Below are 25,067 nucleotides of genomic sequence, written 5' to 3' on the forward strand. Positions count from 1 at the left end.
GTCGAGGAGGCGGCCGGCCCGGCCTACCATCGGGTGGCTCCGAGGTCCCGGGAGATCGCCCGCGAGGCTTCGCGGATCAGGGTGATCAGACTCGGGCGGGGACGGCCCTGGCTGTCGCAGATCCGCTCGACCGCCCCGGACAGTCCGATGGCGCCGACGACGAGGCCGCCGTGCCCGCGGATCGGCGCGGCGAGCCCGGCCTCGCCCATGCTCATCTCCTGGATCTCGGCGGCCCAGCCCAGTTCCCGGACCTCGGCGAGCGCCCGGGTGAGCTGCTCGCGATCGACGAGGGTGTGCCGGGTGTACGCCTCCAGCCCCGTCTCCCCGCCGGCCTCGATCGTCGCGGTCCCGTAGGCGAGCAGCACCTTGCCCAGCGAGGAGGCGTGCAGGGGCAGCAGCGAGCCCACGTCCAGGGTCTGGAAGGTGTCGTCCGGCCGGAACACGTGGTGGACGACGAGCACCCTGCCCTCCAGGGGCGTGCCCAGGCGAACCGCCTCTCCGCTGCGGGCGGCGAGGGCATCGGCCCAGTTCAGGGAGCGCGAGCGCAGCTCGTTGACGTCCAGGTAGCTGGTGCCGAGGTGCAGCAGGGCGGCGCCGAGCTGGTATTTCCCGGTCGCCGCGTCCTGCTCCACGAAGTCCACGTGCTGAAGCGTGCGCAGGATGCCGTGCGCGGTGCCCTTGGCCAGTCCCAGGGAGGCGGCGACCTCGCCGAGCCCGAGGCGGCGGGGCCCGCCGGCGAGCAGGCGCAGGATCGCCGCCGCCCGTTCGATCGACTGGACCGGTCCGGCCATGAGGCGAGCCTATTACCGCTGCGGGGGCTTCGCCGTACGGGCGGGCCGGGCCCCGTAGGCCCCGGGAGATCCGCGTTCGGTAATGCCGACCGCCGTTCATTGACCTGTCCGAATTGTCTCCGTAACTTGCTGCTCAGCCGGTATGCGCCGGGACACGGCGCCGCACCGGTCGCTCGCATCACCGGGAGAGACCATGGCGGCACAGCTCAACACGCTGCTTCGGGCGGCCTACCACCACGTGTGTCCGGTGCCGCCCGTCGCCGGCGCCGTCACCGCCGTACGCCGGTGCACGGCGGCGGTCCTCGCCGACTGGAGCCTGCCCCCGGGCGTCGTCGAGGACGCGCTCCTCGTGGTGTCCGAGCTGGTCACCAATGCGATCATCCACGCCCGCCCGCCGGCCGTGCTGCGGGTGTCCTGGAGCCCCGACGACGGCGACCGCACGATGAGCATCGAGGTCACCGACGCGGGACCCGACCTCACGACGGGCTGTTCCCTCGACGGGGTCGACCCGGACGAGCACGGCCGGGGCGAGACGATCGTCCATGCCCTCGCCGCGCGGCACGGCATACGTGTCCACCCCGGCGGGGTCACCCGCTGGGCCGATCTCGCGACGGGTTAGCACGCGTCCTCCGACGGGCCGGGGCAGGCGCGGCCCCAGATGCGCCAGAGCGCTATGCCTGGATTGCGTAGATATTCTGTGAGGTGTGATCGATTTTGGACGGCCGCGGCTCCGCCACCGCCACGGCCGGGGGAGTTTTGTGCGACTGTCGCCGGTCGTCCTGACCGTCGTCATCGCAAGCCTGGCCTATTCCACCCCTCCGGACATGGCCTTCAGCCGCCTCCTGCCCGCGGCGCCGGCCCTCGCCGCCTCCATGTGGCCGGTGCTCCCCACCGTCCTGCTGGGCACCGTCTGCCTCTTTCTGATGATCGGGCTCAGTCTGGTGTTCCCCGGGCTGGGGACGTGGTGGACGGCCGCGGGGATCATCGCGGTCACCGTGGCGGCCGCGTACGGCAGCCACGTCCGGCTCCAGCGGGAGCGGACCCTCTTCCAGGTGCGGCTCGTCGCCGACGCGGCCCAGCAGGTGGTGCTCAGCCCCATGCCGCACCGCCTCGGAGGCGTCGAGATCGAGTCGCTGTATCTCGCGGCCGCGGCGGAGGCCCGTATCGGCGGGGACTTCTACGAGGTGGTCGACACGCGCTTCGGGGTCAGGCTGCTCATCGGTGACGTCCGGGGCAAGGGCCTGCCGGCGGTGGGGGCGGCCGCGGCGATCGTCAACGCGTTCCGGGAGGCGGCCTACGGCGAGGCCGACATGGTCGGCGTCGCGCGCCGGCTGGACGCCAGCAGCACCCGATACAACGCCGCCTTTCCCTCCGAGGGGCCGACCGAGCGCTTCGCCACCGCCCTGCTCGTCGAGATCCCGCACGGGGGCGGGCGCATCGGGATCCTCAACTGCGGCCACCCCCCGCCACTGCTCCTGAACCACGGAGAACTCCGCGCCCTCGAACCCACCGCCCCCTCACCGCTGCTCAACCTCGCGGACCTGATCGGCGATCACTACCACGTCGACACATACGACTTCGTCCCCGGCGACCTGCTGCTCCTCTACACCGACGGGGTCGCCGAGGCCCGCGCCCACGACGGCGAGTTCTTCCCGCTGACGGCCTGGATGAGCCGGCAGCCCCCGACGCCGCCGCACGAACTGCTCACGGCACTGCACCGCGACCTCCTGCGCTACAGCAGAGGACGCCTCGACGACGACATCGCCGCCCTCGCCGTGCGCCTGTGTGAACCCTCGGAGTGAGCCCGGCCTCCGGCCCCCGGCTCGCGGTCTCGGCGGTGAAGGTCACCACGGGCCAGGTGCTCGGCGAGGCGGTCGGCCCAGCCGCGCAGCCCCGTCAGGTCATCTCCGTCGCCGACGCCTTCGGTCTGGCTGTCACCGAGGGCCACGTACCGCGAGAAAGGGATCCGGGCGCTGGGCATGGCAGGGCCTCTGTCCAGTGAGTCGGTACGGGGGCCTGTTGCCGGAGGGCTCACGTCGACAGGTTCACGTCTGTGGTGTGGCGTGCGCCTGATCGGGGGCTGCGGTCGTGCGCCGGTCGAGGATGCGGAGCGCGGTCTCGCCCCACTGGAGGTTCTCCCGCTCGAACGCCATGCCGCGCAGCAGTGTCAGGTACGGCCCGATCCTTTCGGTCTGTGCGCAGTACTCGTCCTCCGTGAGCCCCCGCAGGAGGCGCTCCTTGAGCCGTTCGTAGCGGGCGAGCTTGGCGGCGGCCCACTCCATCCGTTCGGTGATTGCCGCGCGTACGGCCTCGATGTCGCCGACGTCCGCGCACTGGACCTTGACCAGGAGCTCGTCGCGGATGGTCGTGGGCTTGCCCGGCGGTTCGGCGACGTAGTCGCGCACGGCGGACAGGCCGGCTTCGGTGAGTGAGAAGAGGCGCTTGTTCGGCCGGCGCTCCTGCTCGACGACCCGTGCGGCGATGAGACCCTCCTGCTCCATGCGGTCGAGCTCCCGGTAGAGCTGCTGAGGGGCGGCCATCCAGAAGTTCGCGACGGAGGCGTCGAAGCCCTTGGCGAGGTCGTATCCGGACGCCTCTCCTCCGAGGAGCGCGGCCATCACAGCGTTGCGCAGTGCCATGTGGACAGGATATCGCACCGTTGATTAATCATCGGCATGACTATATCGACAGAGGGGCGAACAACCCGCACGGCGCGGCCCTAATCTCCGGTGCGCCTATTCAACTAATTGATCACAGGTGATCTCGTGCATCCGTTCCGCAAGGCCGTCGAGAACCGTGACGAGGCCGCCATCGAGGCGCTCCTCGCCGAGAACGTAGGACAGGCCTCATCGTTCGCCCGTCGGGCGGGGCCGCAACTGCAGCGCGTTCTCCCAGATCTTGTTGAGCGTCGTCACGAGCCGCTCGAAGGCGATGCGCTGCCCTGTGATGAACGCGCTGCAGGCCATCCGGTCGATCATGCCGGAGAGTGCGTGCGCGGCGACGTGTGGGACGAGCGGCGGGTCGGCTTCGCCGCTGCACTGAAGATCGCGGATCAGCTCACCGCAGGTGAGAGGGGATCGTGATCGGCTGCGGCGGCCCCCAGGCCTCGTGGGCGGACCGCAGCAGGTGGTCGCGGACCAGTGCGACATGGGGATTCGTGGACGATCCCGGGCGCTGGACCAGGAAGCCGGTGTTGATCGGTGGGTCGTCCGGATCGTTGAGGAGGGCCAGGGCGCCTGAGGCCAGGTCGTCGGCGCACAGGTAGCGCGGCAGCACGCTGAACCCGGCGCCGCCGACGACAGCCTCTGTGACCGCCCTCAGGTCGGGCACGGTGACGGTCGGACTGCAGGTCAACCGCCTGCCGAAGACATGGCGCCAGTAGCGGCGGACGATCGGCAGGTCCTCGGCGTACGAGACGAGCGGCACTCCGTGCAGCGCTGCGGGTCCCTCGGTGGCAAGGCGTGATCCGATCCGTTCGGCCCATGAAGGTGCGGCGACCAGGACGAATTCCTCGTCGGCCAGCGGCACGGAGGCGAGCGCGCGGCCGCGTGGGCGCAGGGTGGCCACCACCAGGTCGTGCCGGCCCGCGCGCAGTCCGTCGAGCAGATCGTCGGTGAGGCCGAATGCGACGCGTAGGCGCACCCCCTTGTCGACGAGCGGGGCGAGCGTCGGCATGACGCAGTGCGTGAGGTACTCGGCAGGCCCCGCCAGGTGCACGGGCTCCGCGTCGCTCTCGCCGAAGAGGGCGCCGCCGCTGACCGGGCCGAGGGCGTCCAACGGCTCCATGACCCGCGCGGCCAGCTCGTCGGCGAACGGGGTCGGGGCGACGCCGCGGGACAGTCGCTCGAACAGCTCCCGGCCCAGCTGGTTCTCCAGCGAGCGGATCTGCGTCGTCACTGTCGGTTGTGACAGGCCCAGCACGCGGGCGCCCGCGGTGAAGGCGCCGGCGCGGTACACCGCGAGGAACGTGCGCAGCAGATTCAGATCGAGAGGGCCGCTGCCTTGCGGCGACGGCATTCCCGGCTGTCCATTGGGATCCCTATCTCTCACATGTAAGAGCCTATTGGATTCCGATGGGGTAGCGGTCCTACCTTCGAGGACATCGCCGCACTGACGAACTGAGTGCGAAGTGTCAGTGCTTCGGAAACGTCAGCGGCGGCGACGCACCGTCCTCGATCCCTACGGCCCGTACGGGATCCGCACCCTCGGAGAACCACCTCATGTCGAAGATCCTCTTCGTCGTCACCGGCGCCGACCACTGGACGCTGGCCGACGGCACCAAGCACCCCACCGGCTTCTGGGCCGAGGAGGCCGTCGCTCCCTACCAGGCCTTCAAGGCAGCCGGTCACGAGATCGTGGTCGCCACGCCCGGCGGTGTCGTTCCCGCCGTCGACAAGGGCAGCCTCGCCCCCGAGGTCAACGGCGGGCAGGAGCACGCCGACCGCATCGCCGACGCCCTGGCCGGCTTCAGCGAGCTGCAGTCGCCGATCAAGGTCGAAGACGTCAACCTCGACGACTACGCGGCCGTCTTCTACCCCGGCGGCCACGGCCCCATGGAGGACCTCGCGGTCAACGCCGACTCCGGCCGCCTCCTCACCCTCGCCCTGGAGTCCGGCAAGCCGCTCGGCGTGGTCTGCCACGCCCCGGCCGCGCTGCTGGCGGCCGTCAAGGCCGACGGCACCAACGTCTTCGCCGGCTACGACGTCGCCGCCTTCACCAACGCCGAGGAGACCCAGGCCGGCTTTGCCGACAAGGCGAAGTGGCTGCTCCAGGACCGCCTCACCGAGGTCGGCGTGAACGTCCGGGTCGGCGAGCCGTGGGTGCCGAACGTGGTCGTCGACCGCAACCTGGTCACCGGCCAGAACCCGGCCTCCTCCGCCCCGCTGGCCGTCGAACTGCTCAAGAAGCTGGCCTGACCCCGATGGGCACCGGCCGGCTCGACGAGGTCCTCGACGCCACGTACGACTGCCTGACCAGGTACGGCGTGCGGCGCACCACGATGGACGACATCGCCACCACCATGGGCGTGTCCCGGTCCGCGGTCTACCAGTACGTGCGCAGCAAGGACGACGCCTTCCGGCGGCTCGCCGGGCGCCTGCACGAGCAGGCGCTCGTGCGGGCCCGCCGGGCGGCGGCCGACACCACCCTTCCGTACGCCGCCCGCGTCCGGGGCGTCCTCGCCGCCAAGCTCGAACTCGTCCTCGCCCTGTCCGGCGACTCCCCGCACACGGCCGAACTCCTCGACGACAAGGCCCGCCTCTTCGGCGGGATATGTTCCGACTTCACCGCCGAGCTGCGCCACCTGCTCACCGGACTCTTCGCCGAGGCGGGCACCGTCGAAGGGGACGGGCCCGCCAAGGCCGCGGACATCTGCATCGCGCTCGTGGTCGGCCTGGAGAACGCGACCGACGCGCACCGCCTGCTGCCCCTGGGATCCGATGCCCTCGTGGCCGGCCTGCTGGGCGTACCCGTCTCCACCGCGGCCGCGGGCAGCTGACTTCCCCGCCTCCCTCACACTGCACTACTCCCTAGGATCGTCATGTCTTTTTCCAGCCGTGAATGGCACCTCGTCGCCCGCCCCGTCGGCGAGCCCAAGGACTCGGACGTCGCGTTCGAGACGGCCACCGTGCCCGACCCGGGCCCCGGCCAGGTCGTCGTCCGCAACGACCACCTCTCCGTCGACCCCTACATGCGCGGGCGGATGAACGAAGGCGAGTCCTACATCCCGCAGTTCGAGCTGGGCGAGGCCATGACCGGCTCGGCCGTCGGCACCGTCGTCGCCTCGCAGGCCCCCGACGTCCCGGTCGGCGCGACCGTCACCCATTTCCTCGGCTGGCGCGAGTACGCCCTGCTGGGCGCCGCCGACGTCCAGCTCGTCGACCCCGACCTCGCCCCTGCCCAGGCCTACTTGGGCGTCCTCGGCACCACCGGCCTGACCGCCTGGGCCAGCCTCAAGGAGGTCGCCCCGGTCAAGGAGGGCGATGTCGTCTTCGTCTCCGGTGCCGCGGGCGCCGTCGGTTCCGTCGCCGGGCAGTTCGCCCGCAAGCTCGGCGCCTCGCGCGTCATCGGCTCGGCCGGCGGCCCGGTCAAGGCCGAGCGGCTGACCGAGGACTTCGGCTACGACGTCGGTCTGGACTACCGCGCGGGCGACATCGCCGGGCAACTCGCCGCCGCCGCTCCGGGCGGCATCGACGTCTACCTCGACAACGTCGGAGGCGACCACCTCGACGCCGCACTCCGGACCATGAACCTGCGCGGCCGCGTCGCCCTGGTCGGCGCCATCTCGATGTACAACGCCACCGAACTGCCCGCGGGCCCGGCGCACCTGCCGCTCGCCATCGGCAAGCGCATCAACCTGCGCGGCATGAACGTCAGCGACCACTTCCACCTCGTGCCGGACTTCGCCCGGCAGGTCGGCGGCTGGCTCGCGGACGGTTCGCTCGTCACCGACGAGACCGTCGTCGACGGCATCGAGAACGCCTTCGAGGCCTTCCAGGCCATGATGCGCGGCGCCAACACCGGCAAGATGCTCGTCCGCCTCCCGCAGGCCTGACCTCGCGAGGCCGCATGAACGCCGGCCGGTGGGCCCCCCAGCCCACCGGCCGGCTCACTGCCCTCCCGCATGCACTCCCTCCGGAGAGCCGCGTGTCCATCGCCCCCTCGAACTCACCGGAGGCCACGACGACGCCGTGGCGGACGCCGTCACCGTACTGAAGGACTGATCCCGCAATGCAGCACGTCACCCTCAACAACGGCACCACCATCCCGCAACTCGGCTTCGGAGTATGGCAAGTTGATGACAAGCAGGCCTACGGCGCCGTCACCACGGCCCTGACCGCCGGTTACCGGCACATCGACACCGCCCGCATCTACGGCAACGAGTCCGGCGTCGGCCGGGCCGTCAGGGACTCCGGACTCGCCCGCGAGGACGTCTTCATCACCACGAAGCTGTGGAACACCGACCAGGCCCTGTACGGCTTCACCGGGAACGAGACCACGCGCGCCCGCCTCGCCGCCGAGACATCGTCCGGAGGCCTCGGATTCGGCTTGCCCATGGCCCACCTCCGCATCCCCGACCTGCCCTTCGGCGGCGTCGGTGAGTCCGGCCTCGGCAGCTACCACGGCCCCCACTCCATCGCCACGTTCAGCCACCGCCGTGCCCGCCTCGACGTACCGCTGAACTGACCCCACCACCTCCCGCCGCACCGCCCCGCTCGTGGCCCTCCACAGCGGGGCGCCCGCCTTCGCCCGACGGTTTCCCGCCCACGTCCCGCGCTCTGCACCACAGAGCACGGAGCACCGTCATGTCGCCTCAACATGCTGCCTCTCGTTCCCGCCCAACTCGTCCAGACAGAGACGGGCCGGGACCGGGCTCGTCCTGACCCTCGGAGCCGCTGCGATGGTCGGATCGATGACGCAGACGCTCGTGGTGCCGATCCTCGCCGTCGCTGAACGCAACTTGGATGTGGGTGCATCGCACTGCGCCGCGAGTTGGGCGGCGTATGCGTCGAGTCGGCGGCGGAGCGTGAGGCGTCCGCCTTTCTGGGAGGCCGGGGTGAGGAATTGGGCGATCTCGTCGATCAGTCCTGTTCTGTCCTGGCCGGTGAGGCTGATCGCGGTGAGAAGAGGGCAGTTGAGTCGCTCGGCCTGGGTGACCTCCGTCCAGCTGAGGACCGTGGCGAGTGCCGTGCCTCGCCGGGCGGCCAGCTGACCGAGCCTGGGAATGCCGGAGTACATCTCGGTCCAGCCGGATGGAGGCATCTGCCAGTCGGCCATGGCTCGGCGCCGCCGTGCGTAGTTGACGCCGACGCCGGCTTCGAACTCCTCCCCAGGTCGTTGGTCGGCATCTGAGGGCGGCAAGTATGAGATCAGGAAAAGGGTCGCCCGGGTCTGCGGCGGCAGGTCCGGCGGGATGTGGTGTGAGCCGCTGGTTCAGGCGTTCGTGCAGGGCGACCATGCGGGGTGTCAGTGTCGGGGCGTTCGGGCCGCGGCGGTGTCGTGGAGGAGTCCGGCGAAGGTCAGGGCGGCGGGGGTGAGGGAGTGGTCGGCCATGCGAACCAGGAGGATGCGGCGGACGGGGGCCGGCGGCTGGAGTGGCAGGACGTGGACGCCGGGTCGGATGCCCTCCAGGGCCAGGATGGGGGCGAGGGCGACGCCGATGCCGGCGGCGACCATGGCCTGGGCTTCCTGGTAGTCGTGGGCCTCGTAGGCGATGTGGGGCTCGAAGCCGACGGCGCGGCAGCCGCGGACGAGGGCTTCGGCCACCGGGTGGTTGTCGGCGCGGGTGATCCAGGGGTCGTGTGTGAAGTCGGCGAGTGAGGCGGTGTCGCGGCCGGCGAGTGGGTGGTGGTCGCTGACGAGGAGGGCCGGCGGGTCGTCGAGGAGGGGGGTGACGACGATGTCCTCCCGGTCGATTCGGCTCCAGTCGTAGTCCCACATCAGCGACATCTCGATCTCCCGGTTCTCCAGCATGGTCCAGAGTCCGGCGATGCGGGCGCTGCGGACGGTCAGCCGCACGTCGGGGTGGGCGTCGCGGAAGGCGATCACGGCCTGCGGGAGGAGCGAGGCGCCGACGGTGGGGAAGGTGCCGATGCGCAGGGTGCCCGCACGCAGGCCGGCGTGGTCGGCGAGTTCGTTTTCCGCGGCCTGCAGTTCGCGTTCGATCCGTTGGCCTCGTTCGGCCAGCGCCCGTCCGGCGTCGGTGAGGGTGACGCCCCGGGCGTGGCGCTCCAGCAGGGGCTGGCCTGCCTCCGTTTCCAGGCGGCTGATCTGCTGCGATACCGCTGACGGGGTGTAGTTGAGGGCGCGGGCTGTCGCGGTCACCGAGCCGCGCCGGGCGACCTCCGTGAACAGCAGGATGCGCCGGACGTCGAGCATGCCGCCACCTCCAGCGTTCACTTCAGCTTAATAGCTATCCAGTTTTCCGAGATTGTACTTCACGCTGCCGTAACTCACCGTGGAGGACACCACGCACGGCGAGACCGTCGGTGGGCTTCCCCTTCCCTGGCTGTGAGGAGTCGGTTGTGCTGCGTCTGCAGGGCGAGATGATCCGCGGAGGAACCAGCAAGTGCTGGATCTTCGACCACCGCGACGTGGCCGCCACGGGCGTGGACGTCGATGCCCTGCTGCTCGCCGCCTTCAACGCCGCCGACCCCCGTCAGATCGACGGCGTGGGCGGCGCTTCCTCCACCACCTCCAAGGCCGCCGTCGTACAGGCGTCGGCCCAGGCCGGTGTGGATGTCGAGTACGCCTTCGCACAGGTCGGAATCGGCGACGAGCGCGTGGAGTGGGCAAGCAACTGCGGCAACTGCGCCACCGCCGTGGCCCTGTACGCCGTCCACCACGATCTCGTGCCGATCACGTCGGACACCACCACCGTCCGCATGCTCAACGTCAACACCGGGGCCCGCCTCACCGGCACGATCCCCACCCCCGCGGGCGTGGCCCCGGAGGAGGGCACGGCCGTGGTGCCGGGTACCTCGGCGCCGGGCGTGCCGGTCCTGCTCGGGTTTCAGGACCCGGCGGGCTCGACGACCGGCCGCGCACTGCCGACCGGCCGGACGCTGGACGAGCTGACCGGCCCGGACGGCCTTGTCGAGGCATCCCTGGTGGACGCCGGCGCGCCGGCCGCGCTGTTCGAGGCCAAGGCGTTCGGCCTCGACGGCACGGAATCCCTCACCGCGTTCGCCACCGCCGTGCCCGCGCTGACGCTGCTGCGCCGCCAGGCAGCGCTGGCCATGGGCCTGGCCCGCGAGGGCGATCCGGTCAGCCACGCGGTGCCGAAGGTGGGCATCGTCGCCCGACCCGCGCTCTATCGCACCACACAGGGCATGCTCGTCAACCAGGACGAGTACGACCTGGCCGTGCGCATGGTCTCCATGCACGCCCCGCACCCGGCGATCGGCCTGACCTCCGCCGTGGCCCTGGCCACGGCCGCCGCCACCCCTGGCACCCTCGCCCACCGCGTCGCCCGGCAGACCGCCGACGGCACGCTGCGCCTGGGCACCCCCGCCGGCGTGGTCACCACCCGAGCCGTCCCCGCACCGGACGGCGCGTCCCCCACGGTGCTGCTGCACCGCGCCGCCCGGCGTATCGCCCGAGCCGAACTCCTCGTTCCCGTCCTGGAAGGACGCCCCGCATGAGCCGCAACGACGCCGCCCCGGGTACCGTCACCGCACCACCGGGCCGCATCCGCCGGATGCTGTCCCACCTCTACATCCAGTGCCTGATCGCCGTCCTCCTCGGCGCCGCCGTGGGCGGCCTGTGGCCGTCCGCCGGCGCTGACCTCAAACCGCTCGGCGACGGCTTCATCGCGCTGGTGAAGATGTTCATCGCACCGATCATCTTCTGCACGGTCGTCCACGGCATCGCCTCCATGGGCAACGCCCGCGCGGTCGGCCGCGTCAGCCTGAAGGCTCTGGTCTACTTCGAGGTGCTGACCACCGTGGCCATGGTGATCGGCCTGGTCGTCGTCAACGTCGTCAAGCCGGGCAGCGGTCTGCACATCGACCTCTCGACCCTGTCCACCAAGGCCCTGCCGCCGGAGGCGACCACGGCCCACGAGGGCTTCGCCGCCTTCCTTCTCGCCATCGTCCCGGCCACCCTGGTCAGCGCCCTGACCGGCAACGAGATCCTGCCGGTACTGCTGGTGTCGGTGCTGTTCGGCTTCGGCCTGCACGCCAGCGGAGAGGCCGGCCTGGGCATCGCCCGGGGCGTCGAGAAGTTCTCCACGGTCCTGTTCACGCTCATCCGCTGGATCATGCGGCTCGCCCCCCTCGGCGCGTTCGGCTCGATGGCCTTCACCATCGGCCACTACGGCCTGGGCACCCTGCGCCACCTGGCTCTGCTGGTCGGCTCCTTCTGGCTGACCGCCCTCCTCTTCGTCCTGGTCGTCCTCGGCACCGTGATGCGCCTGAACGGACTGCGACTGCTGCCCTTCCTGCGCTACATCAAGGAAGAACTGCTGATCGTCCTGGGCACCTCCTCCACCGAGCCCGTCCTGCCGCGCATGATGGCCAAGCTCCAGCACGCCGGCGCCTCGAAACCGGTCGTCGGCATCACGCTGCCCGCCGGGTACTCCTTCAACCTCGACGGCACCGCCATCTACCTGACCATGGGCTCGGTCTTCCTCGCCCAGGCCCTCGGCATCCACCTCAGCCTCACCCAGCAACTGGCCATGCTCGCCGTCATGCTCCTCACCTCCAAGGGCGCCGCAGGCGTCACCGGCTCCGGCTTCATCGCCCTGGCCGCCACACTCAGCGCCGTCCCTCACGTCCCGCCCGCCGCCCTCGCGCTGATCTTCGGCGTCGACCGGTTCATGTCCGAAGCCCGCGCCCTGACCAGCCTGGTCGGCAACGGCGTCGCCACCCTTGCCGTCGCCCGCTGGGAAGGCGAACTCGACGAGGACCGCGCCAAGGCCGTCCTGCGCGGCGACATTCCCTACGCCCCTGCCCCCTCTCCTTCTGCGGTGCCGGCCGAGCCCGATCCGAAGGAGACGTCCGCACCAACCCGTGACCCCGTTCCCGCCGCAAGCTGACGTCGCATGGGCGGGCCGGTCCGGAGCAGATACTCCGGGCCGGCCCGCCCACGTCTCACCAGGACGTCGTACTCGCCGTCCGGGCTGTTCAGGAACGTCCGGCCCTCCGGCACGCCCAGTCCTCCAACCGCTGATCAAGTCCGGCGAACACCGCGCAGAAGGTGCATCGGGTAGCCATGGATGCAGAACCGGACCTCCATGGAAGCTGCCCGCCGAACCCTCCGTCGTGACCCTGGCCCGTGAACCCGCCGGTGAGCGTCTGGCCGCCTGGCACCAGCAGGAAGCCGCCTTCACCGCGGAACTCGTGGTGAGCGAAGTGGTCACCGATGCCATCCGCTACGGCTCCCCACCGATCCGCCTGCGGCTCATCCGTGACACGGCGTTGATCTGCGAGGTCAGCGACGCCGGCAGCACAGCGCCGCATCTGCGCCGCGCCCGCCTCTTCGACCGAGCCGGCCGACCACAGCGGCCCGTTCCGGCTCTCGCCGGCGGCCGGCGGTGGACTGGTGGCCGGCGGAGTCGATCGCGCGCCGCCCGGGGTGGTGACCGGGGCCGGCGCGACAGGGGTGGGACGGCCCGATGTCGGGTGCGGGGAGCCGGCGGTCGGGGACGGGGTGGCAGGCGTGGTCACGGTGGCCGACGCGCGACGTCGGCGCTGGACTCCGATGTCGTGGGCTGGTCCCGATACGACGGGACCGGCCGGGCCCGCCCGACGACCGGCGGCAGCGACGAGCCGCCCTATCCCACCGGCCTTGCCGCGCTGCACGACGGGTGGCGCCTGTTCCAGGCCTCCCAACTGCTGCCGCCAAAGCCCGGTCACGAGTACGACGTCTCCTTCCTGAAACACGAGTTCTCCTCCGAGAAGCTGGAGGGCAGCTCTCGATCTCGACCCGGTGCTGGAACTGCTGCTCCTGTCCGGTGGGTGGCGTAGCCGTAGCGGGCGTTGAGGGGGTGTGCCAACTTAACGGCTGATCTTGGTTGTTGTGTGGTCGGTTGTTGCTCGGGGTCAGGCGGCCCTCGAAGGCGATCTGGAACGCGTTCAGGAGTGCCTTCCAGCGCATGGTCCACCTCTTGCGACCCTTCCCGGTCGGGTCCAGGCTCATCAGCGCCATGCAGATGCACTTGAGGGCGGCGGCCTCGTTGGGGACGTGGCCGCGGGCGCGGATGGCCTTGCGGATGCGGGCGTTGACGCTTTTGATCGCGTTCGTGCTGCAGATGACCTTGCGTATCTCGACGTCGAGGGAAAGGAAGGGCACGAACTCGGCCCAGGAGGCCGGCGACGGCAGCAGCGTCAGGCGTAGCCCTTGCGCTGTACGGCGCGCAGGGCCAGGGCGCCCAGTGGGACGTTCAGCCAGAAGGTGAGCAGTCGGTAGACGAGCACGGCCGAGGTGGCTGCGCCGGCCGTGACGCCGAGCGCGGTGAGACCGGCGATGAGGCCGGCTTCGAGGGCACCCAGTCCGCCGGGGACAGGGGCCGCGTTGGCGACGAGGCGTGCCGCCATGTAGACGGCGCCGGCCTGGACGAAGGGAAGATCACCGCCGAACGCGCGCACGCTCAACGCGAGTCCGACGACCTGGATGAGGGGCTGGCCCAGCGCGCCGGTGACGAGGAGAGCCAGCTTGGCGGGATCGGAGGCGACCCCCGTCACAGTCGACGCCGCCGCCCGCAGGAACGGCCACACCTTTTCGCGGAGGAAGCGCCGGCCGGCCGGGGTGACACCGAGCAGACCCCCTGCCGAGAGGGCCAGGGCGATGGCCGGCAGCACATACCGGCCTGCGGGCACGTGCAGGTGCACTCCGGTGTGGTGGCGTCCGGCCCAGGCGAGAAACCAGGCGGCGAGCACGGCGTTGGAGACGGCGCTGACGAGACTCTGCAGGCCGACGGAGGCCGTGGCGGCCCCGGTCTCGATCCCCGTCTTCTGCAGGTAGCGCAGGTTGAGCGCCATGCCGCCGACGTTGTTCGGAGTGATCCGGTTCAGGAACGAACTGGCGAACTGCACCTCGTACGTGGGGCCGAACGGCAACCTGGCCGGAATGGTGCCCATTTGAAGGCAGGTGGAGAACACCTGGGAGATGAAGGTGACAGGCAGCGCCGCGAGCACCCACCACCAGTCGGCCTTTCGCAACGCGGCCACCACCGCCGGGGCACTGGCGAACTGCGGCAGCACCAAGTGCAGGACAAGGAATGCACCGACCAGGCCGAAGGTGGTCTTCCAGGTGAAGCGCGCGAGGGGCGCGAGGGGAGCGGGCTCGGCACCGGTCGCCTCCACGACCGCGGCAGAGAGGTCACGCAGCAGGCTCGGGCGGCCGCCGGGCCGTACCACGCGCCGCTTGGTGCCCGCTCCCGCCGCACGAGCGCGGGCCTGGTCGTACCGGGCGACCTCGCGCCGTGCGGGGCCGAGCAGCGCGAGCGGCTGCAGGTAGGGCAGGGCGGTCGCCAGCAGCCGCGGGCCGAGGCCGGCCAGCGCACACTGGGTGGCGCGCGGCACCCCGACGCGTGTCGCGGTGGTGGCCAGCAGTTCGGCAATGTCGCTGCCGAGCGCGTCGGGCGTGGCGCCCAGCCGGGCGCGTGCGAACGCGATGAGCCGGGACGCACCGTCCGGCTCGACGAGGATGTGGTCCGGGCGGAGCGCCCGGTGCGCCAGTCGGTGCTTTTGGAGGCGGGCCACGGACGTCCATACGCCGGTGAGTATCTGGTCGGTGATCTCCTCGCCGGGGAACGCGGACAGCGGACGGGCGGCGTGCTCGACCGTCACCAGGAGTGCGCCGCCCTTGTCCACCGGGTACGCGATCACCGGCTCGGCCGCCCGGGCGCCGGTACGGCCTGCGAACACGAGCATGAGGAGTTCGTGCTCGACCGCGGCGAGTGGGGTATGCGCGTCCGTGTCGGCGGGGTGGCGCAGCAGCGCGAGCCGGGCCAGCCGATGGAAGAGGTCGCGGTTGCGGTCCTCGGGGCCGAGCACCTGTACCGTGAGCCGCGCACCGGTGGTGGTCTCGGCGCCGTAGCCGACCCCTTCCCCGGAGCGCTGATCCGGTGGCGGCGTCTCCCGCAGCGCGGCGAGCGGGATCCCGCACGCGACGAGCGCGTCGGCGACCGCCTGCGGGGCCGGCCGGTCCGCCGGGGCTCCGGCCAGCAGCAGCACGGCCGATCCGGCCACACCTCCTACGGCCAGCGCGGCGACTGCCTCCAGCGGCAGGATAGCGGCGGCTGTGATGCTCAGCCCGGCGCACCCGACGATCAGCGTCCACCACGTCCGCCGCAGACGCGTGTCCAGCCACGGACCTGCCGCCACGACCGCCGCAGTGCAGGCGGCCAGATACGATGCCGGCGGCCAGCCGGCAGCCAGCAGCGCGCCCCGCCCCGCCGTGCGGCCATACGCCTGGTCGGCTGCGAGTCATGGCCAGGTGGGTGAGGGGCCACGAAAGCAGCGCGCCCAGCGCCGCCGCGGGCACGATCCGGAGCATTGCGTCGCCGTGCCGCCGGGCGACCAGTACGCCGACGGCCACCACCGGCGCGACGACAGCGACCACCTGCACCGCCCCGACGACACCATCGCGCAGTCCCGGCGGTAGCGCGCCCGCCGCGTCGAGCAGCCCCTGCTGCATCCTGCGGGTGGGGGCGAGCGCCGCGACGGCGGGCAGCACCGCCACCACCAGCACGGCGCCGGAGACGAGCAGCCGCGACAGATCGGCCGCCCGGCGCGCCTGGCGCGGCGGAGGAGCGTCGATCTGCGGCGTCGCCGCGGCCTGAGCACCTCCGGCAGCAACGGAGAGTGGGAGGATGCCAGGGCGTTCATTCACAGCCGGCCGCCCAGGCGGATCCGGCCTTGGTCATGTCGGCTCCTCGTCGGCGGGCCGAGGCCCGAGGCGGGCTCTGGCGGGCACCGCCGCTTCATCCGACCAACTGATGCGGGCAGACGGGTCCGCTCTTCCGCCATTCGAGCGCGTCCTGGAGTGGTCCGCAAACCCACGCCATCCAGAGCACGTGCTGGGGTGCTGATCGGCCTTTGTCGCTCCTCCTCTGCATCGTGCTCGCCATGTGTCCCGCCCTCGGAAGACAGCGGCTTCGAAGTCCTGGCCGGGCAGGCAGGGCGTAGGGCAGGTGCGTCACCCCCGCGCCCTGCCAGAGGCTGTCTGGCGGGGAAGCGGATGTCGCGGCGGTTCAAGGCAGTATGTGCCCGTCCGATGGTCCCGGATCGGACTGTCAGCGCATCCTCGAGGTCCTCGCGGACCGGCACGGGCTCCTCAACGGGTCCAGAAATGAGGAGTTGGCGGCCAGAGTCGGCCTGGGCACGGTGCCGGTCAAGGTGGAGGCACTGTGTTCGAAGGCGAAGCGCCTATTCGTACTGGGGTGGTTGGCCGAGCGGCAGCCGGGCCAGTTCACCCTCGCCCAGGGCCCGGCCGGGCGAGGCGGCGCGGCATGAGCGGGTCACCGAGCGGTACACCGTCGTCTCGGCCCCAGTGGTGCGGCCCCGGAAGATCGTCCGCAAACAGACCGTTTGCGATCGTCGGAGGGCGGGACGAGTATTTTTTTAGGGCGCGACGACTGAGGCTCACCTGATGCCGACGCTGTCGATGTACCGCCCTCTTCCAGCTGTGACGCTCACAGCCGACAAGCGTCACCATGAACGCCGCGGCGCAGCGAACAGGAGCGAACCTGCTCAGTCGGTGGCCTCGGCCCAGGCAACGGGTGGGACATCCGGCCCGGTCGCCTCACGGGAGGCTTGAGAACCGTCCCATGGCTTCATGACCCGGTCGATGGTCGCCGTGGGGGGGCGGTAGGCAGAACGGAAGGAGTCTGCCCATGCGGATCGTCGTGGACCTGAATCGATGCCAGGGATACGCACAGTGCGTGTATCTGGCGCATGAGGTCTTCAGGTTGAACGGTCAAGAGGCGCTCACTTATGAGCCGAACCCCGATGACGCGCGGCGCCTGCAGGTCGAGCGAGCGGCTGCGGCGTGCCCCGTGCAGGCGATCGTCATCGACCGCGTGGACGGAGCGGAGCGGGGCGAGACGTCATGACCTTGCGGGCAACGGTCGCGGAGCTGGTGCGCGAGTTCCGGGCCAGCGGCCGGATCGTCATCGTGGGTGCCTCTCTGGCAGGGCTGCGGGCTGCGGAGACCCTGCGCGAGGAGGGCTTCACCGGTTCTTTGACCATCATCGGTGACGAGCCGTACGAGCCGTATGATCGTCCACCGCTGTCCAAGCAGGTGCTCAAAGGCTGGGTGCCGGCCGACCACACCAAGCTGCCCCGCATGCGAGAAGTGGATGCGGACTGGCGGCTCGGGGTGGCCGCCGCCGGACTGGACCGGGACACCAAGCAGGTGCGCCTTGCCGACGGTGAGCAGGTCCCGTACGACCGGTTGCTGATCGCCACGGGCACCCGCGCCCGCCAGTGGCCGAACCCGGCCGAGGCCGCCCTGGACGGGGTCCATACGATTCGCTCGCGTGACGATGCCGCGCAGCTGCAGAAGGCGTTGGCCGAGTCGCCGTCGCGGATTCTGGTCATCGGCGCCGGGTTCATCGGCTCGGAAGTGGCCTCTGTCTGCCGGGAGCTCGACGTCCCGGTGACCGTCGTCGAGCGGGGTTCGGCGCCACTGGTCGGCGCGCTCGGTGGGGTGATCGGGGAGATCGCCGCGCAGATGCAGCGCGATCACGGGGTGGACCTGCGCTGCGGGCTGGGCGTGTCGTCACTGGAGGGCGACGGCGCCGCACATGTGCGGCGTGCCGAGCTTTCGGACGGATCCACCGTCGAGGCCGATGTGGTGGTGGCCTCGCTGGGGTCGATCCGCAACGTGGAATGGCTGGAGGGCTCGGGGCTGGCGGCCGGTTTCTGGGGCGTCGGGTGTGACGCCGGTGGTCGTGCCTTCGATATCAACGGTGTCGTCACCGACAGCATCTACGTGGCAGGAGATGTGGCGCGTGCGCCGCATGTGCTGTACGAGTACCAGTTTCTGGCGATGGAGCATTGGGACAACGCCGTTTTGGGCGCCGAGGTCGCGGCGCACAACATGGTGAACCTTGAGCCCCACTATCGCCCGCATCTGTTGCTGCCCGGCTTCTGGTCCGGTCAGTTCGGCGTCAATATCAAGTCCGTCGGTGTGCCGCCGTTCGGTGACGAGATCGTTTTCACGCAGGGGTCTGTTGCAGAGCGTCGTTTCGCGGCGGCTTACGGTCACCGTGGTCGCATTGTCGCGGCCGTGTCCTTCGATCACGGCAAGTGGCTGGAGTACTACGGAAAGCTGATCGAGCAATCTGGTCCGTTCCCGCCTCCGCCGCCGGGCTGGGACCAGCCGTCCGACACGAAGCCGATGCCGGCCGAGTTCCCGGACCCGCGGGTCCCGACGGCGATCCCCGACGTCGTCCTGACCGGCCATGCCCCGAGCGAGCGCACGGCCGAGTTCCGGCCGCGGCGTCACTGACGCGGCCCGCCGGGGCAGCGTGCAAGCGGACAGCACCGACAGGAAGAAGGAGGGGAGCCGTGGTCGAGGAAACCCCCTGGCAGCAGGCCCTCCGCTACGCCAACCGCGCCAACCCGTACCCCTTCTACGAGGAACTGCGCAAGACACCGGTGGCGCGGCAACCGGACGGCACCTATGTCGTCAGCACCTACCGGGAGATCGTCACGCTGCTGCACGACCCCCGGGTCAGTTCGGACCCGCGCAAGTGCCCCGCCCCGGCCGAGGCCCAGGCAGAGAGCTCGGCGGAGCCGATCAGGGAAGTACTGAGCGAGCCGAACATCATTACCTGCGATCCACCCGAGCACGATCGCGATCGACGGACGATGATGCCGCACTTCGCCGGCCCGCCTCCTTCGCCTCACTTGATCTCCGACCTGGAGCCCGAGATCCGCCGCATCGTCGACGGACTCCTGGACGACATGAAGGGCAACAACCGGATCGATGCCGTCGATGACTTCGCTTACCCCCTGCCGGTGACGGTGATCTGCAAGGTCCTGGGCGTGCCGCTGGAGGACGAGCCACGCTTCCACCAGTGGATCGAGACCGCCCTGGACGCTTTGGACTTCGGCCCCGAGGCCACCTCCGAAGAGATCCGAAGCCGGCAGGCCGGGGGTCGACAGGCCGTGCGAGACTTCGGGCAGTTCGCAGTCGAGCTGCTCGACCGGTACGCCCGGCAGCCCGGCCCCGGCATGCTCTCGGCATTGGTGAACGAGGACGGCCCGGAGGGACGGATGTCCAAGGGCGTGCTCGCGAGCAACGCCCTGCTCCTGATCTTCGCGGGACACGAAACCACGGTCAATCTCATCGCCCACAGTGTCCTCACCCTGCTGCGCCATCCCGACGCCCTCGACAAGCTGCGGCGCCGGCCCGAGCTGATCGTGCCCGGGGTGGAGGAACTGCTGCGCTTCGAGTCGTCGGTGCAGTTCTGGCACACCCGCTCCGCCCTGGAAGACATCGACATCGCCGGCACCACCATCCCCAAGGGGGCGCCGATCTTCCTGGCGTACGGCTCGGCGAACCGCGACCCGGAACGGTTCACCGACCCCGACGAACTCGACCTCGAACGCCCCGACAACCAGCACCTCGGATTCAGTCAAGGCATCCACTTCTGCTTCGGCGCTCCGCTTGCGCGGCTCGAGGTCCAGGTCGCGGTCGGTGAGTTCGTCCGCCGGGTGCAGAATCCCCGGCTCGTCGAGGACCCGCCGCCGTACCGGCACAACCAGATCTTCCGCGGCCCGCGCCACGTCCTGGTCGACATCGACGGCATCCGCGACTGACCCAGTGTGTGTAAAGGATCGCTATGCGGGCTTTTCAACTCGTCGGTTGGCGGCAGCCGCCCGAGCTGCGCGGGGTGCCGGTGCCCGAGCCCGGGCCGGGGCAGGTCCTGGTGAAGGTGGGGGGTGCCGGTGCATGCCACTCGGATCTGCACATCATGCAGGCACCCGCACCGCTACCCGGCTTCACACATCTGCCCTTCACGCTCGGCCATGAGAACGCGGGATGGGTGCAACGGCTGGGGCCCGGTGTTACCGGGTTCGCGCCGGGAGACCCCGTGATCGTCTACGGCTCCTGGGGCTGTGGGGTGTGCGCCAACTGTCGTCAGGGCCGGGAGAACTACTGCCAGAACCTCCGTGGTCAGGGCCCGGGCCTGGGAGGGGGGCGCGACGGCGGAATGGCCGAGTACCTGCTGGTCCCGGCGGCGCGACACCTCATTGCGCTGGGCACCCTCGACCCCCGCCAGGCCGCCCCGCTCAGCGACGCCGGACTGACCAGCTATCACGCCGTCAAACGGTCACTGCACCTGCTGGGACCGGGCTCGACCGCCGTCGTGATCGGGGCCGGCGGCCTGGGCCAGATGACCATCCAGATGCTGCGCGCGCTGAGCGCGGCGACCACCGTCGTCGCCGTGGACACCGACGCCGGCAAACTGGAAACAGCCAAGCGCATGGGCGCCCACGAGGCACTGCTCTCGGGCGACGAGACGATCGCGCGCATCAAGGACATCACGGCGCAACAGGGCGCTCAGCTCGTGCTGGACATGGTCGGCACAGACCCGACGCTGCGGATGGCTGCACAGGTGGCCAGGACGCTCGGCCACCTGACCATCGTCGGCCTCGGCGGCGGAGCCCTGCCCGTCAACTTCTCCAGCCCGCCGCACGAGTGCTCGGTCGCCTCGCCCTACTGGGGCTCGCTCCCCGAACTCATGGAAGTGATCACCCTCGCCCAGCAGGACAAGATCAAGATGTTGGTCGAGCACTTCCCCCTGCAACGTGCCGCCGAGGCCTACCAGCTCCTGCACGACGGCAAGATCCAAGGACGCGCCGTCATCACCCCCGACGCATGAGTACCGACGTCTCAACCCGAACGGGACAGCAGGACATGTGCTGTGGTCGCGGGCGCGGGGCGGCCCGGGGAAATCCCCTCCCGAGCTCCCGCCGAGGGGCTGTCCGGATGCGTAGCCGGAGGAGCTTGTGCGTGGAACACCTCGTGCGCCACACCCCCGCCCTCTCCAGCGAGCAACATGAGGCTGATCGGGTGACGATGGAATAGACGGATGTGACGACGCTGCTCCGAGAAGGAGGCAGGTGCCATGACAGTTCCTTCACATTCCTCCGGCCCCGTTCCCCCACACGGCACCGAGCCGCAAGAGGGCCCCCTGACCGAAGGCATGGCAGCCCTGGCGAACATGGGCTGGCAGATCCTGCTCACCCTGGGCCTCGCCACCATCGCCCTGGGCGTCATCGCGCTGGTCTGGCCCGGTGCGACGCTTCGCGTCATCGGCGTGCTCTTCGGCGTCTACCTGCTTGCCACCGGTGTCTTCCAACTCGCCGCCGCCTTCGGCACCCACGTCCCCCGGCATCTTCGCGTACTGCACTTCATCACCGGCGCGGTCTCCATCCTGCTCGGACTGATCTGCTTCAGGGGCCCCCTCGAATCGATCTTCCTGCTCGCCCTGTGGATCGGCTTCAGCTGGCTCCTGCGGGGCAGCCTGGAGACGGTTGCCGCAGCCTCCGATCAGACCATGCCGGGGCGCGGCTGGCACGTGGCCTTCGGCATCATCGGCACTATGGCCGGCATCGTGATGATCATCATGCCGTTCACCTCCATCGCGACACTCACACTGGTGGTGGGCGTCATGGCCATCGTTCTGGGCCTGACCGAGGTGGTCCGCGCCATCAGGACACGCGTCGAGATCGGCCATCTCGCTCCCGGCACCGCCACCCAGCGGCGCCCTCTGTTCCACGCGCGTGCGCACCCCCAGCACTGATCGGCCGACGGGGGCGTTCTCGGGTATCGGCTCATCAGGGCCGTGCTCACGTACCGCCCGAGTCAGAGGAGTGGAGAAGCCCGCCACGATGTGACCACCACGGCGGCGGCATCGGAGCTGCGCGGATCAGGGACCGAGCGCGCTGGGCACGAATGGCGTATGAACGGCTCGAGTGACACGGGCAGGCTCGTCGAGCATGCGTCTGGCACGACCGGCCGGAAAACGACGAGTCGCACGGCGGACGGACGCGGGATTCCGGCGGATCAGGCAGATGGGGTCCGAGGAACGGGCGAGCGGGGAGACACGGTCGTGCCCGTCGGGTGCGGACCCTTCACCGGCGGACGGCGGAGGGCTTGCCGGTGCGGCAGGCGGGTGACGGTGCTGAACCGTGCTGCACGGCGGCGCAAATGCCGGTGGCCGAGCGCGGGTTCGGGGCGAGCGGGTGGCCGTGTGGTCCGGAAGAAGATCCGTTTGCCGAGTTCGACGAGGAGCAGGTAGACGACGACCATGGCGGCCACCGCGGCGAAGAAGGCTGTCGGCAGGGGCTGGAAGCCGAGGACGTGGGCCAGGGGGGTGGCCGGCAGGGCGGCGCCGAGGGCGACGACTCCCAGTGCGGTCAGTGTCAGAGGCAGGCTGGGGCGGCTGCGCCAAAACGGTATGCGGCGGGTGCGGATGGCGAAGATCACCAGGGTCTGTGTGGCGAGGGACTCCACGAACCAGCCGGTGTGGAACTGGGCGGCGTCGGCGTGGAAGACGCCCAGCATCACGGCGAAGGTGACGAAGTCGAACAAGGAGCTGATCGGCCCGAAGCAGATCATGAAGCGTCGGATGAAGGCGATGTCCCAGTGTGCGGGGCGGCGTACCTGCTCCTCGTCGACCTCGTCGGTGGGGATGGCGAGTTGGCTGGTGTCGTAGAGAAGGTTGTTGAGCAGGATCTGGGAGGGCAGCATCGGCAGGAAGGGGAGGAACAGTGAGGCGCCGGCCGCGCTGAACATGTTGCCGAAGTTGCTGGACGTGCCCATCAGGACGTATTTGATGGTGTTGGCGAAGATGCGTCGCCCCTCGGCGACGCCTTCGGCCAGGACTCCGAGGTCCTTCTCCAGCAGGATCACGTCGGCGGCGTCCTTGGCCACGTCGGTGGCCGAGTCCACCGAGATGCCCACGTCGGCGGCGTGCAGCGCGAGGGCGTCGTTGACGCCGTCGCCGAGGAAGGCGACGTCGCCGCCGGTCTTCCGCTGGATCCGCACGATGCGGGCCTTGTGCTCGGGGCTGACCCGGGCGAAGACGGTGGTGTCGCGGATGGCGGTGGTGAGCCGTTCGTCGTCCATGGCGTCGAGGTCGGTCCCGGTCAGCACGGCGGTGTCGGTCAGCCCCAGGTCGTGGCAGACCTTGGCGGCGACCGCGGGGTTGTCCCCGGTGACGATCTTCGTCGTGATACCGAGCGCGTCCAGCCGTCCCAGCGCATCGGCCGCGTCGTGTTTGGGCGGGTCGAGGAAGACCAGCAGACCGGTCAGACGGAGGTCTCGCTCGTCGGCGGCGCTGAGTGCGGTGGCCGGGTGGGCGGGTCGAGTCGCGACCGCGACGACGCGGTTGCCTGCGGCGAACTCCGCGTCCAGCGCCTCGCGGACCTGCTCGGGGACCTCCGTGCAGCGTTCCAGTACCGTCTCCGGGGCTCCCTTGGTGATGAGCAGGGTGTCACCGGCGGGATCGGTGACGGTGACGGTGACCATCCGCCGCTCATGGTCGAAGGGCAGGACGCCGGTCCGCGTCCAGCCGCTAAGCACCGGGCGCTGGGCGGCGGCGGCCGGGGAGTCCCACAGGGCGTCGTCGAGCGGGTTTCCGCCCACGGGCCGGCCCTGGTCGTCCACGTCCGATTCGGTGCACAGCAGTCCCCGGTGCAGCACTTCCTCCGCCGGGGTGCCGGGGAGGGGTACGGCCCGCATGAAGTCGATGCGGCCCTGGGTGAGGGTTCCGGTCTTGTCGGTGAACAGCACATCGATATCGCCGAGGTCCTCGATGCACACCAGCCGTTTGACCAGTACCTTGCGTCGGCTCATGCGCCGGGAGCCGGCGGCGAGGCTGGTGGAGACGACCGCGGGCAGCAGTTGCGGGGTGATGCCGACCGCGATGGCCAGTGAGAACAGCAGGGCGTCGATCAGCGGCTTGTGCAGTGCGATGTTGATGATGAAGATCGATGTGGTCAGTGCCCCGGCGACGTAGACCAGGAGCATGGAGAAGCGGCGCAGTCCCACCTGGAACTCGGTCTCCAGCTGGTGTCCGCTCAGGCCGGCGGCGATCTTCCCGAACTCGGCTTCGGCGCCGGTGGCGACCACGACACCGCGGCCGCTTCCGGAGTGCACCACCGTGCCCATCAGGGCGCAGCCGGACAGGTCCGCCAGGCCCGTGCCGGCCGGCACGGCAGCGGTGTCCTTCGCGACCGGCAACGACTCGCCGGTCAGCACCGACTCGCTGCACTCGAGCCCGGCCGCCTGAAGCAGCCGCAGATCCGCGGGCACGATGTCGCCGAGCCGCAGCTCGACCACATCACCCGGGACCAGAGCGGTGACCGCCACCTCCTGTGGTCGCCCGTCGCGCAGTACGACCGCGCGGTGCTGGATCTTCGCGTGCAGCGACTGGGCGGTCTTCTCCGCCCGGAACTCGTTGACGAAACCCAGGCCGACGGAGAGCGCCACGATCACACCGATGATCAGGGCGTCGCTGCGCTCCCCGACGAAGTACGACACGACCGCCGCGGCCAGCAGCAGGCCGAGCAGCGGCGACCGCAGCTGATGCCACAGCACCAGCCACGCTCGGGCCCGGTGGGAGTGGACGGCGTTCGGGCCCCAGCGCTTCAGCCGTCGTGCCGCCTCCTCCGACGACAGGCCGCCTTCCGGCACCTGGAGATCACGGAGCACTCGCGCGGTGGGCAGGGCGGCCGCCGAGACGGCACGCCCCCCGGCCACCGGCCTCGCCCCGACCGTGGTCACCATCAGCGCCCACCGCCCGGGCGT

General features: G+C 70.4%; 23 protein-coding genes and 3 pseudogenes. 16 read left to right on the top strand and 10 right to left on the bottom strand.

Going from position 1 to position 25,067, the window contains the following annotated elements; translation table 11 throughout:
* Positions 1-23: 23 nt before the first annotated feature.
* Positions 24-791: an IclR family transcriptional regulator gene (locus ACZ4MF_RS21690; protein WP_467493577.1), complete on the bottom strand. Its 768-nt coding sequence runs from the start codon at positions 789-791 to the stop codon at positions 24-26.
* Between the two features lie 193 nt (positions 792-984).
* Between ACZ4MF_RS21690 and ACZ4MF_RS21695 the strand changes: the two genes are divergently transcribed.
* Entirely contained in the window at positions 985-1,410 is a 426-nt protein-coding gene (locus tag ACZ4MF_RS21695) for an ATP-binding protein (protein ID WP_467493578.1), read from the top strand.
* A 139-nt stretch (positions 1,411-1,549) separates the two neighbouring features.
* A complete protein-coding gene (locus ACZ4MF_RS21700; protein ID WP_467493579.1) occupies positions 1,550-2,593 on the top strand; it encodes a PP2C family protein-serine/threonine phosphatase in 1,044 nt (347 codons plus the stop codon).
* A gap of 47 nt (positions 2,594-2,640) precedes the next feature.
* Here the strand turns inward: ACZ4MF_RS21700 and ACZ4MF_RS21705 are convergent.
* Positions 2,641-2,772, bottom strand: a pseudogene (locus tag ACZ4MF_RS21705) (SGNH/GDSL hydrolase family protein); the annotation flags it as partial.
* 64 nt (positions 2,773-2,836) lie between these two features.
* Positions 2,837-3,430, bottom strand: a complete 594-nt coding sequence (locus ACZ4MF_RS21710) for a PadR family transcriptional regulator (protein ID WP_467493580.1) — start codon at positions 3,428-3,430, stop codon at positions 2,837-2,839.
* Between the two features lie 126 nt (positions 3,431-3,556).
* On the opposite strand from ACZ4MF_RS21710, the gene ACZ4MF_RS21715 reads away from it, so the two are divergent.
* Positions 3,557-3,874, top strand: coding sequence for a hypothetical protein (locus ACZ4MF_RS21715; RefSeq protein WP_467493581.1), 318 nt, complete (start codon positions 3,557-3,559; stop codon positions 3,872-3,874).
* Here ACZ4MF_RS21715 and ACZ4MF_RS21720 read toward each other — a convergent pair.
* The gene (locus ACZ4MF_RS21720; protein ID WP_467493582.1) at positions 3,849-4,808 is read right to left on the bottom strand and encodes a LysR family transcriptional regulator; all 960 of its coding nucleotides are present in this window, start codon (positions 4,806-4,808) and stop codon (positions 3,849-3,851) included. The genes ACZ4MF_RS21715 and ACZ4MF_RS21720 overlap by 26 nt on opposite strands.
* A 203-nt stretch (positions 4,809-5,011) precedes the next feature.
* Here ACZ4MF_RS21720 and ACZ4MF_RS21725 point away from each other — a divergent pair, with 203 nt between their 5' ends.
* The 4 genes and pseudogenes from ACZ4MF_RS21725 to ACZ4MF_RS21740 form a co-directional block, all read left to right on the top strand.
* Positions 5,012-5,707: a type 1 glutamine amidotransferase domain-containing protein gene (locus ACZ4MF_RS21725; RefSeq protein WP_467493583.1), complete on the top strand. Its 696-nt coding sequence runs from the start codon at positions 5,012-5,014 to the stop codon at positions 5,705-5,707.
* Positions 5,708-5,712: 5 nt separating this feature from the next.
* Entirely contained in the window at positions 5,713-6,288 is a 576-nt protein-coding gene (locus ACZ4MF_RS21730; RefSeq protein ID WP_467493584.1) for a TetR/AcrR family transcriptional regulator, read from the top strand.
* 42 nt (positions 6,289-6,330) lie between these two features.
* The gene (locus tag ACZ4MF_RS21735) at positions 6,331-7,344 is read left to right on the top strand and encodes an NADP-dependent oxidoreductase (protein WP_467493585.1); all 1,014 of its coding nucleotides are present in this window, start codon (positions 6,331-6,333) and stop codon (positions 7,342-7,344) included.
* Between the two features lie 176 nt (positions 7,345-7,520).
* Positions 7,521-7,757 (top strand): annotated as a pseudogene (locus ACZ4MF_RS21740) (aldo/keto reductase); the annotation flags it as partial.
* Positions 7,758-8,093: 336 nt separating this feature from the next.
* Here the strand turns inward: ACZ4MF_RS21740 and ACZ4MF_RS21745 are convergent.
* Positions 8,094-8,567, bottom strand: coding sequence for a hypothetical protein (locus ACZ4MF_RS21745; RefSeq protein ID WP_467493586.1), 474 nt, complete (start codon positions 8,565-8,567; stop codon positions 8,094-8,096).
* Between the two features lie 189 nt (positions 8,568-8,756).
* Entirely contained in the window at positions 8,757-9,668 is a 912-nt protein-coding gene (locus tag ACZ4MF_RS21750) for a LysR family transcriptional regulator (RefSeq protein WP_467493587.1), read from the bottom strand.
* Positions 9,669-9,814: 146 nt separating this feature from the next.
* Here ACZ4MF_RS21750 and ACZ4MF_RS21755 point away from each other — a divergent pair, with 146 nt between their 5' ends.
* From ACZ4MF_RS21755 to ACZ4MF_RS21765, 3 genes are all read left to right on the top strand, one after another.
* A complete protein-coding gene (locus tag ACZ4MF_RS21755) occupies positions 9,815-10,933 on the top strand; it encodes a PrpF domain-containing protein (RefSeq protein WP_467493588.1) in 1,119 nt (372 codons plus the stop codon).
* A complete protein-coding gene (gene dctA / locus ACZ4MF_RS21760) occupies positions 10,930-12,327 on the top strand; it encodes a C4-dicarboxylate transporter DctA (RefSeq protein WP_467493589.1) in 1,398 nt (465 codons plus the stop codon). The genes ACZ4MF_RS21755 and dctA overlap by 4 nt, the downstream gene beginning before the upstream one ends.
* Positions 12,328-12,913: 586 nt before the next feature.
* On the top strand, positions 12,914-13,258 hold the full coding sequence (locus ACZ4MF_RS21765) for a hypothetical protein (protein ID WP_467493743.1): 345 nt from the start codon (positions 12,914-12,916) through the stop codon (positions 13,256-13,258).
* 79 nt (positions 13,259-13,337) lie between these two features.
* Here the strand turns inward: ACZ4MF_RS21765 and ACZ4MF_RS21770 are convergent.
* A pseudogene (locus tag ACZ4MF_RS21770) lies at positions 13,338-13,598 on the bottom strand (transposase); the annotation flags it as partial.
* 20 nt (positions 13,599-13,618) lie between these two features.
* Positions 13,619-15,619: a flippase-like domain-containing protein gene (locus ACZ4MF_RS21775; RefSeq protein ID WP_467493590.1), complete on the bottom strand. Its 2,001-nt coding sequence runs from the start codon at positions 15,617-15,619 to the stop codon at positions 13,619-13,621.
* Positions 15,620-15,731: 112 nt separating this feature from the next.
* On the opposite strand from ACZ4MF_RS21775, the gene ACZ4MF_RS21780 reads away from it, so the two are divergent.
* Positions 15,732-15,899, top strand: coding sequence for a hypothetical protein (locus ACZ4MF_RS21780; protein WP_467493591.1), 168 nt, complete (start codon positions 15,732-15,734; stop codon positions 15,897-15,899).
* Between the two features lie 764 nt (positions 15,900-16,663).
* On the opposite strand, the gene ACZ4MF_RS21785 is transcribed toward ACZ4MF_RS21780, so the two are convergent.
* Positions 16,664-16,816, bottom strand: a complete 153-nt coding sequence (locus ACZ4MF_RS21785; protein ID WP_467493592.1) for a hypothetical protein — start codon at positions 16,814-16,816, stop codon at positions 16,664-16,666.
* A 314-nt stretch (positions 16,817-17,130) separates the two neighbouring features.
* Between ACZ4MF_RS21785 and ACZ4MF_RS21790 the strand changes: the two genes are divergently transcribed.
* The 5 genes from ACZ4MF_RS21790 to ACZ4MF_RS21810 all read left to right on the top strand — a co-directional run bounded on the left by ACZ4MF_RS21790 (position 17,131) and on the right by ACZ4MF_RS21810 (position 22,056).
* Entirely contained in the window at positions 17,131-17,349 is a 219-nt protein-coding gene (locus ACZ4MF_RS21790) for a ferredoxin (RefSeq protein ID WP_467493593.1), read from the top strand.
* Entirely contained in the window at positions 17,346-18,749 is a 1,404-nt protein-coding gene (locus ACZ4MF_RS21795; RefSeq protein WP_467493594.1) for an NAD(P)/FAD-dependent oxidoreductase, read from the top strand. Before ACZ4MF_RS21790 ends, ACZ4MF_RS21795 begins: the two co-directional genes overlap by 4 nt.
* Before the next feature lie 59 nt (positions 18,750-18,808).
* On the top strand, positions 18,809-20,065 hold the full coding sequence (locus tag ACZ4MF_RS21800; protein WP_467493595.1) for a cytochrome P450: 1,257 nt from the start codon (positions 18,809-18,811) through the stop codon (positions 20,063-20,065).
* Positions 20,066-20,088: 23 nt separating this feature from the next.
* Entirely contained in the window at positions 20,089-21,132 is a 1,044-nt protein-coding gene (locus ACZ4MF_RS21805; RefSeq protein WP_467493596.1) for an NAD(P)-dependent alcohol dehydrogenase, read from the top strand.
* Between the two features lie 246 nt (positions 21,133-21,378).
* Positions 21,379-22,056 carry an HdeD family acid-resistance protein gene (locus tag ACZ4MF_RS21810; protein ID WP_467493597.1) on the top strand — a complete coding sequence of 226 codons (678 nt, stop codon included), beginning with the start codon at positions 21,379-21,381 and terminating at the stop codon, positions 22,054-22,056.
* A gap of 263 nt (positions 22,057-22,319) precedes the next feature.
* Here ACZ4MF_RS21810 and mgtA read toward each other — a convergent pair whose 3' ends face one another.
* Positions 22,320-25,046 carry a magnesium-translocating P-type ATPase gene (mgtA, locus tag ACZ4MF_RS21815; RefSeq protein WP_467493598.1) on the bottom strand — a complete coding sequence of 909 codons (2,727 nt, stop codon included), beginning with the start codon at positions 25,044-25,046 and terminating at the stop codon, positions 22,320-22,322.
* Positions 25,047-25,067 lie beyond the last annotated feature (21 nt).

It is taken from the genome of Streptomyces sp. NPDC025793 (assembly GCF_055558375.1).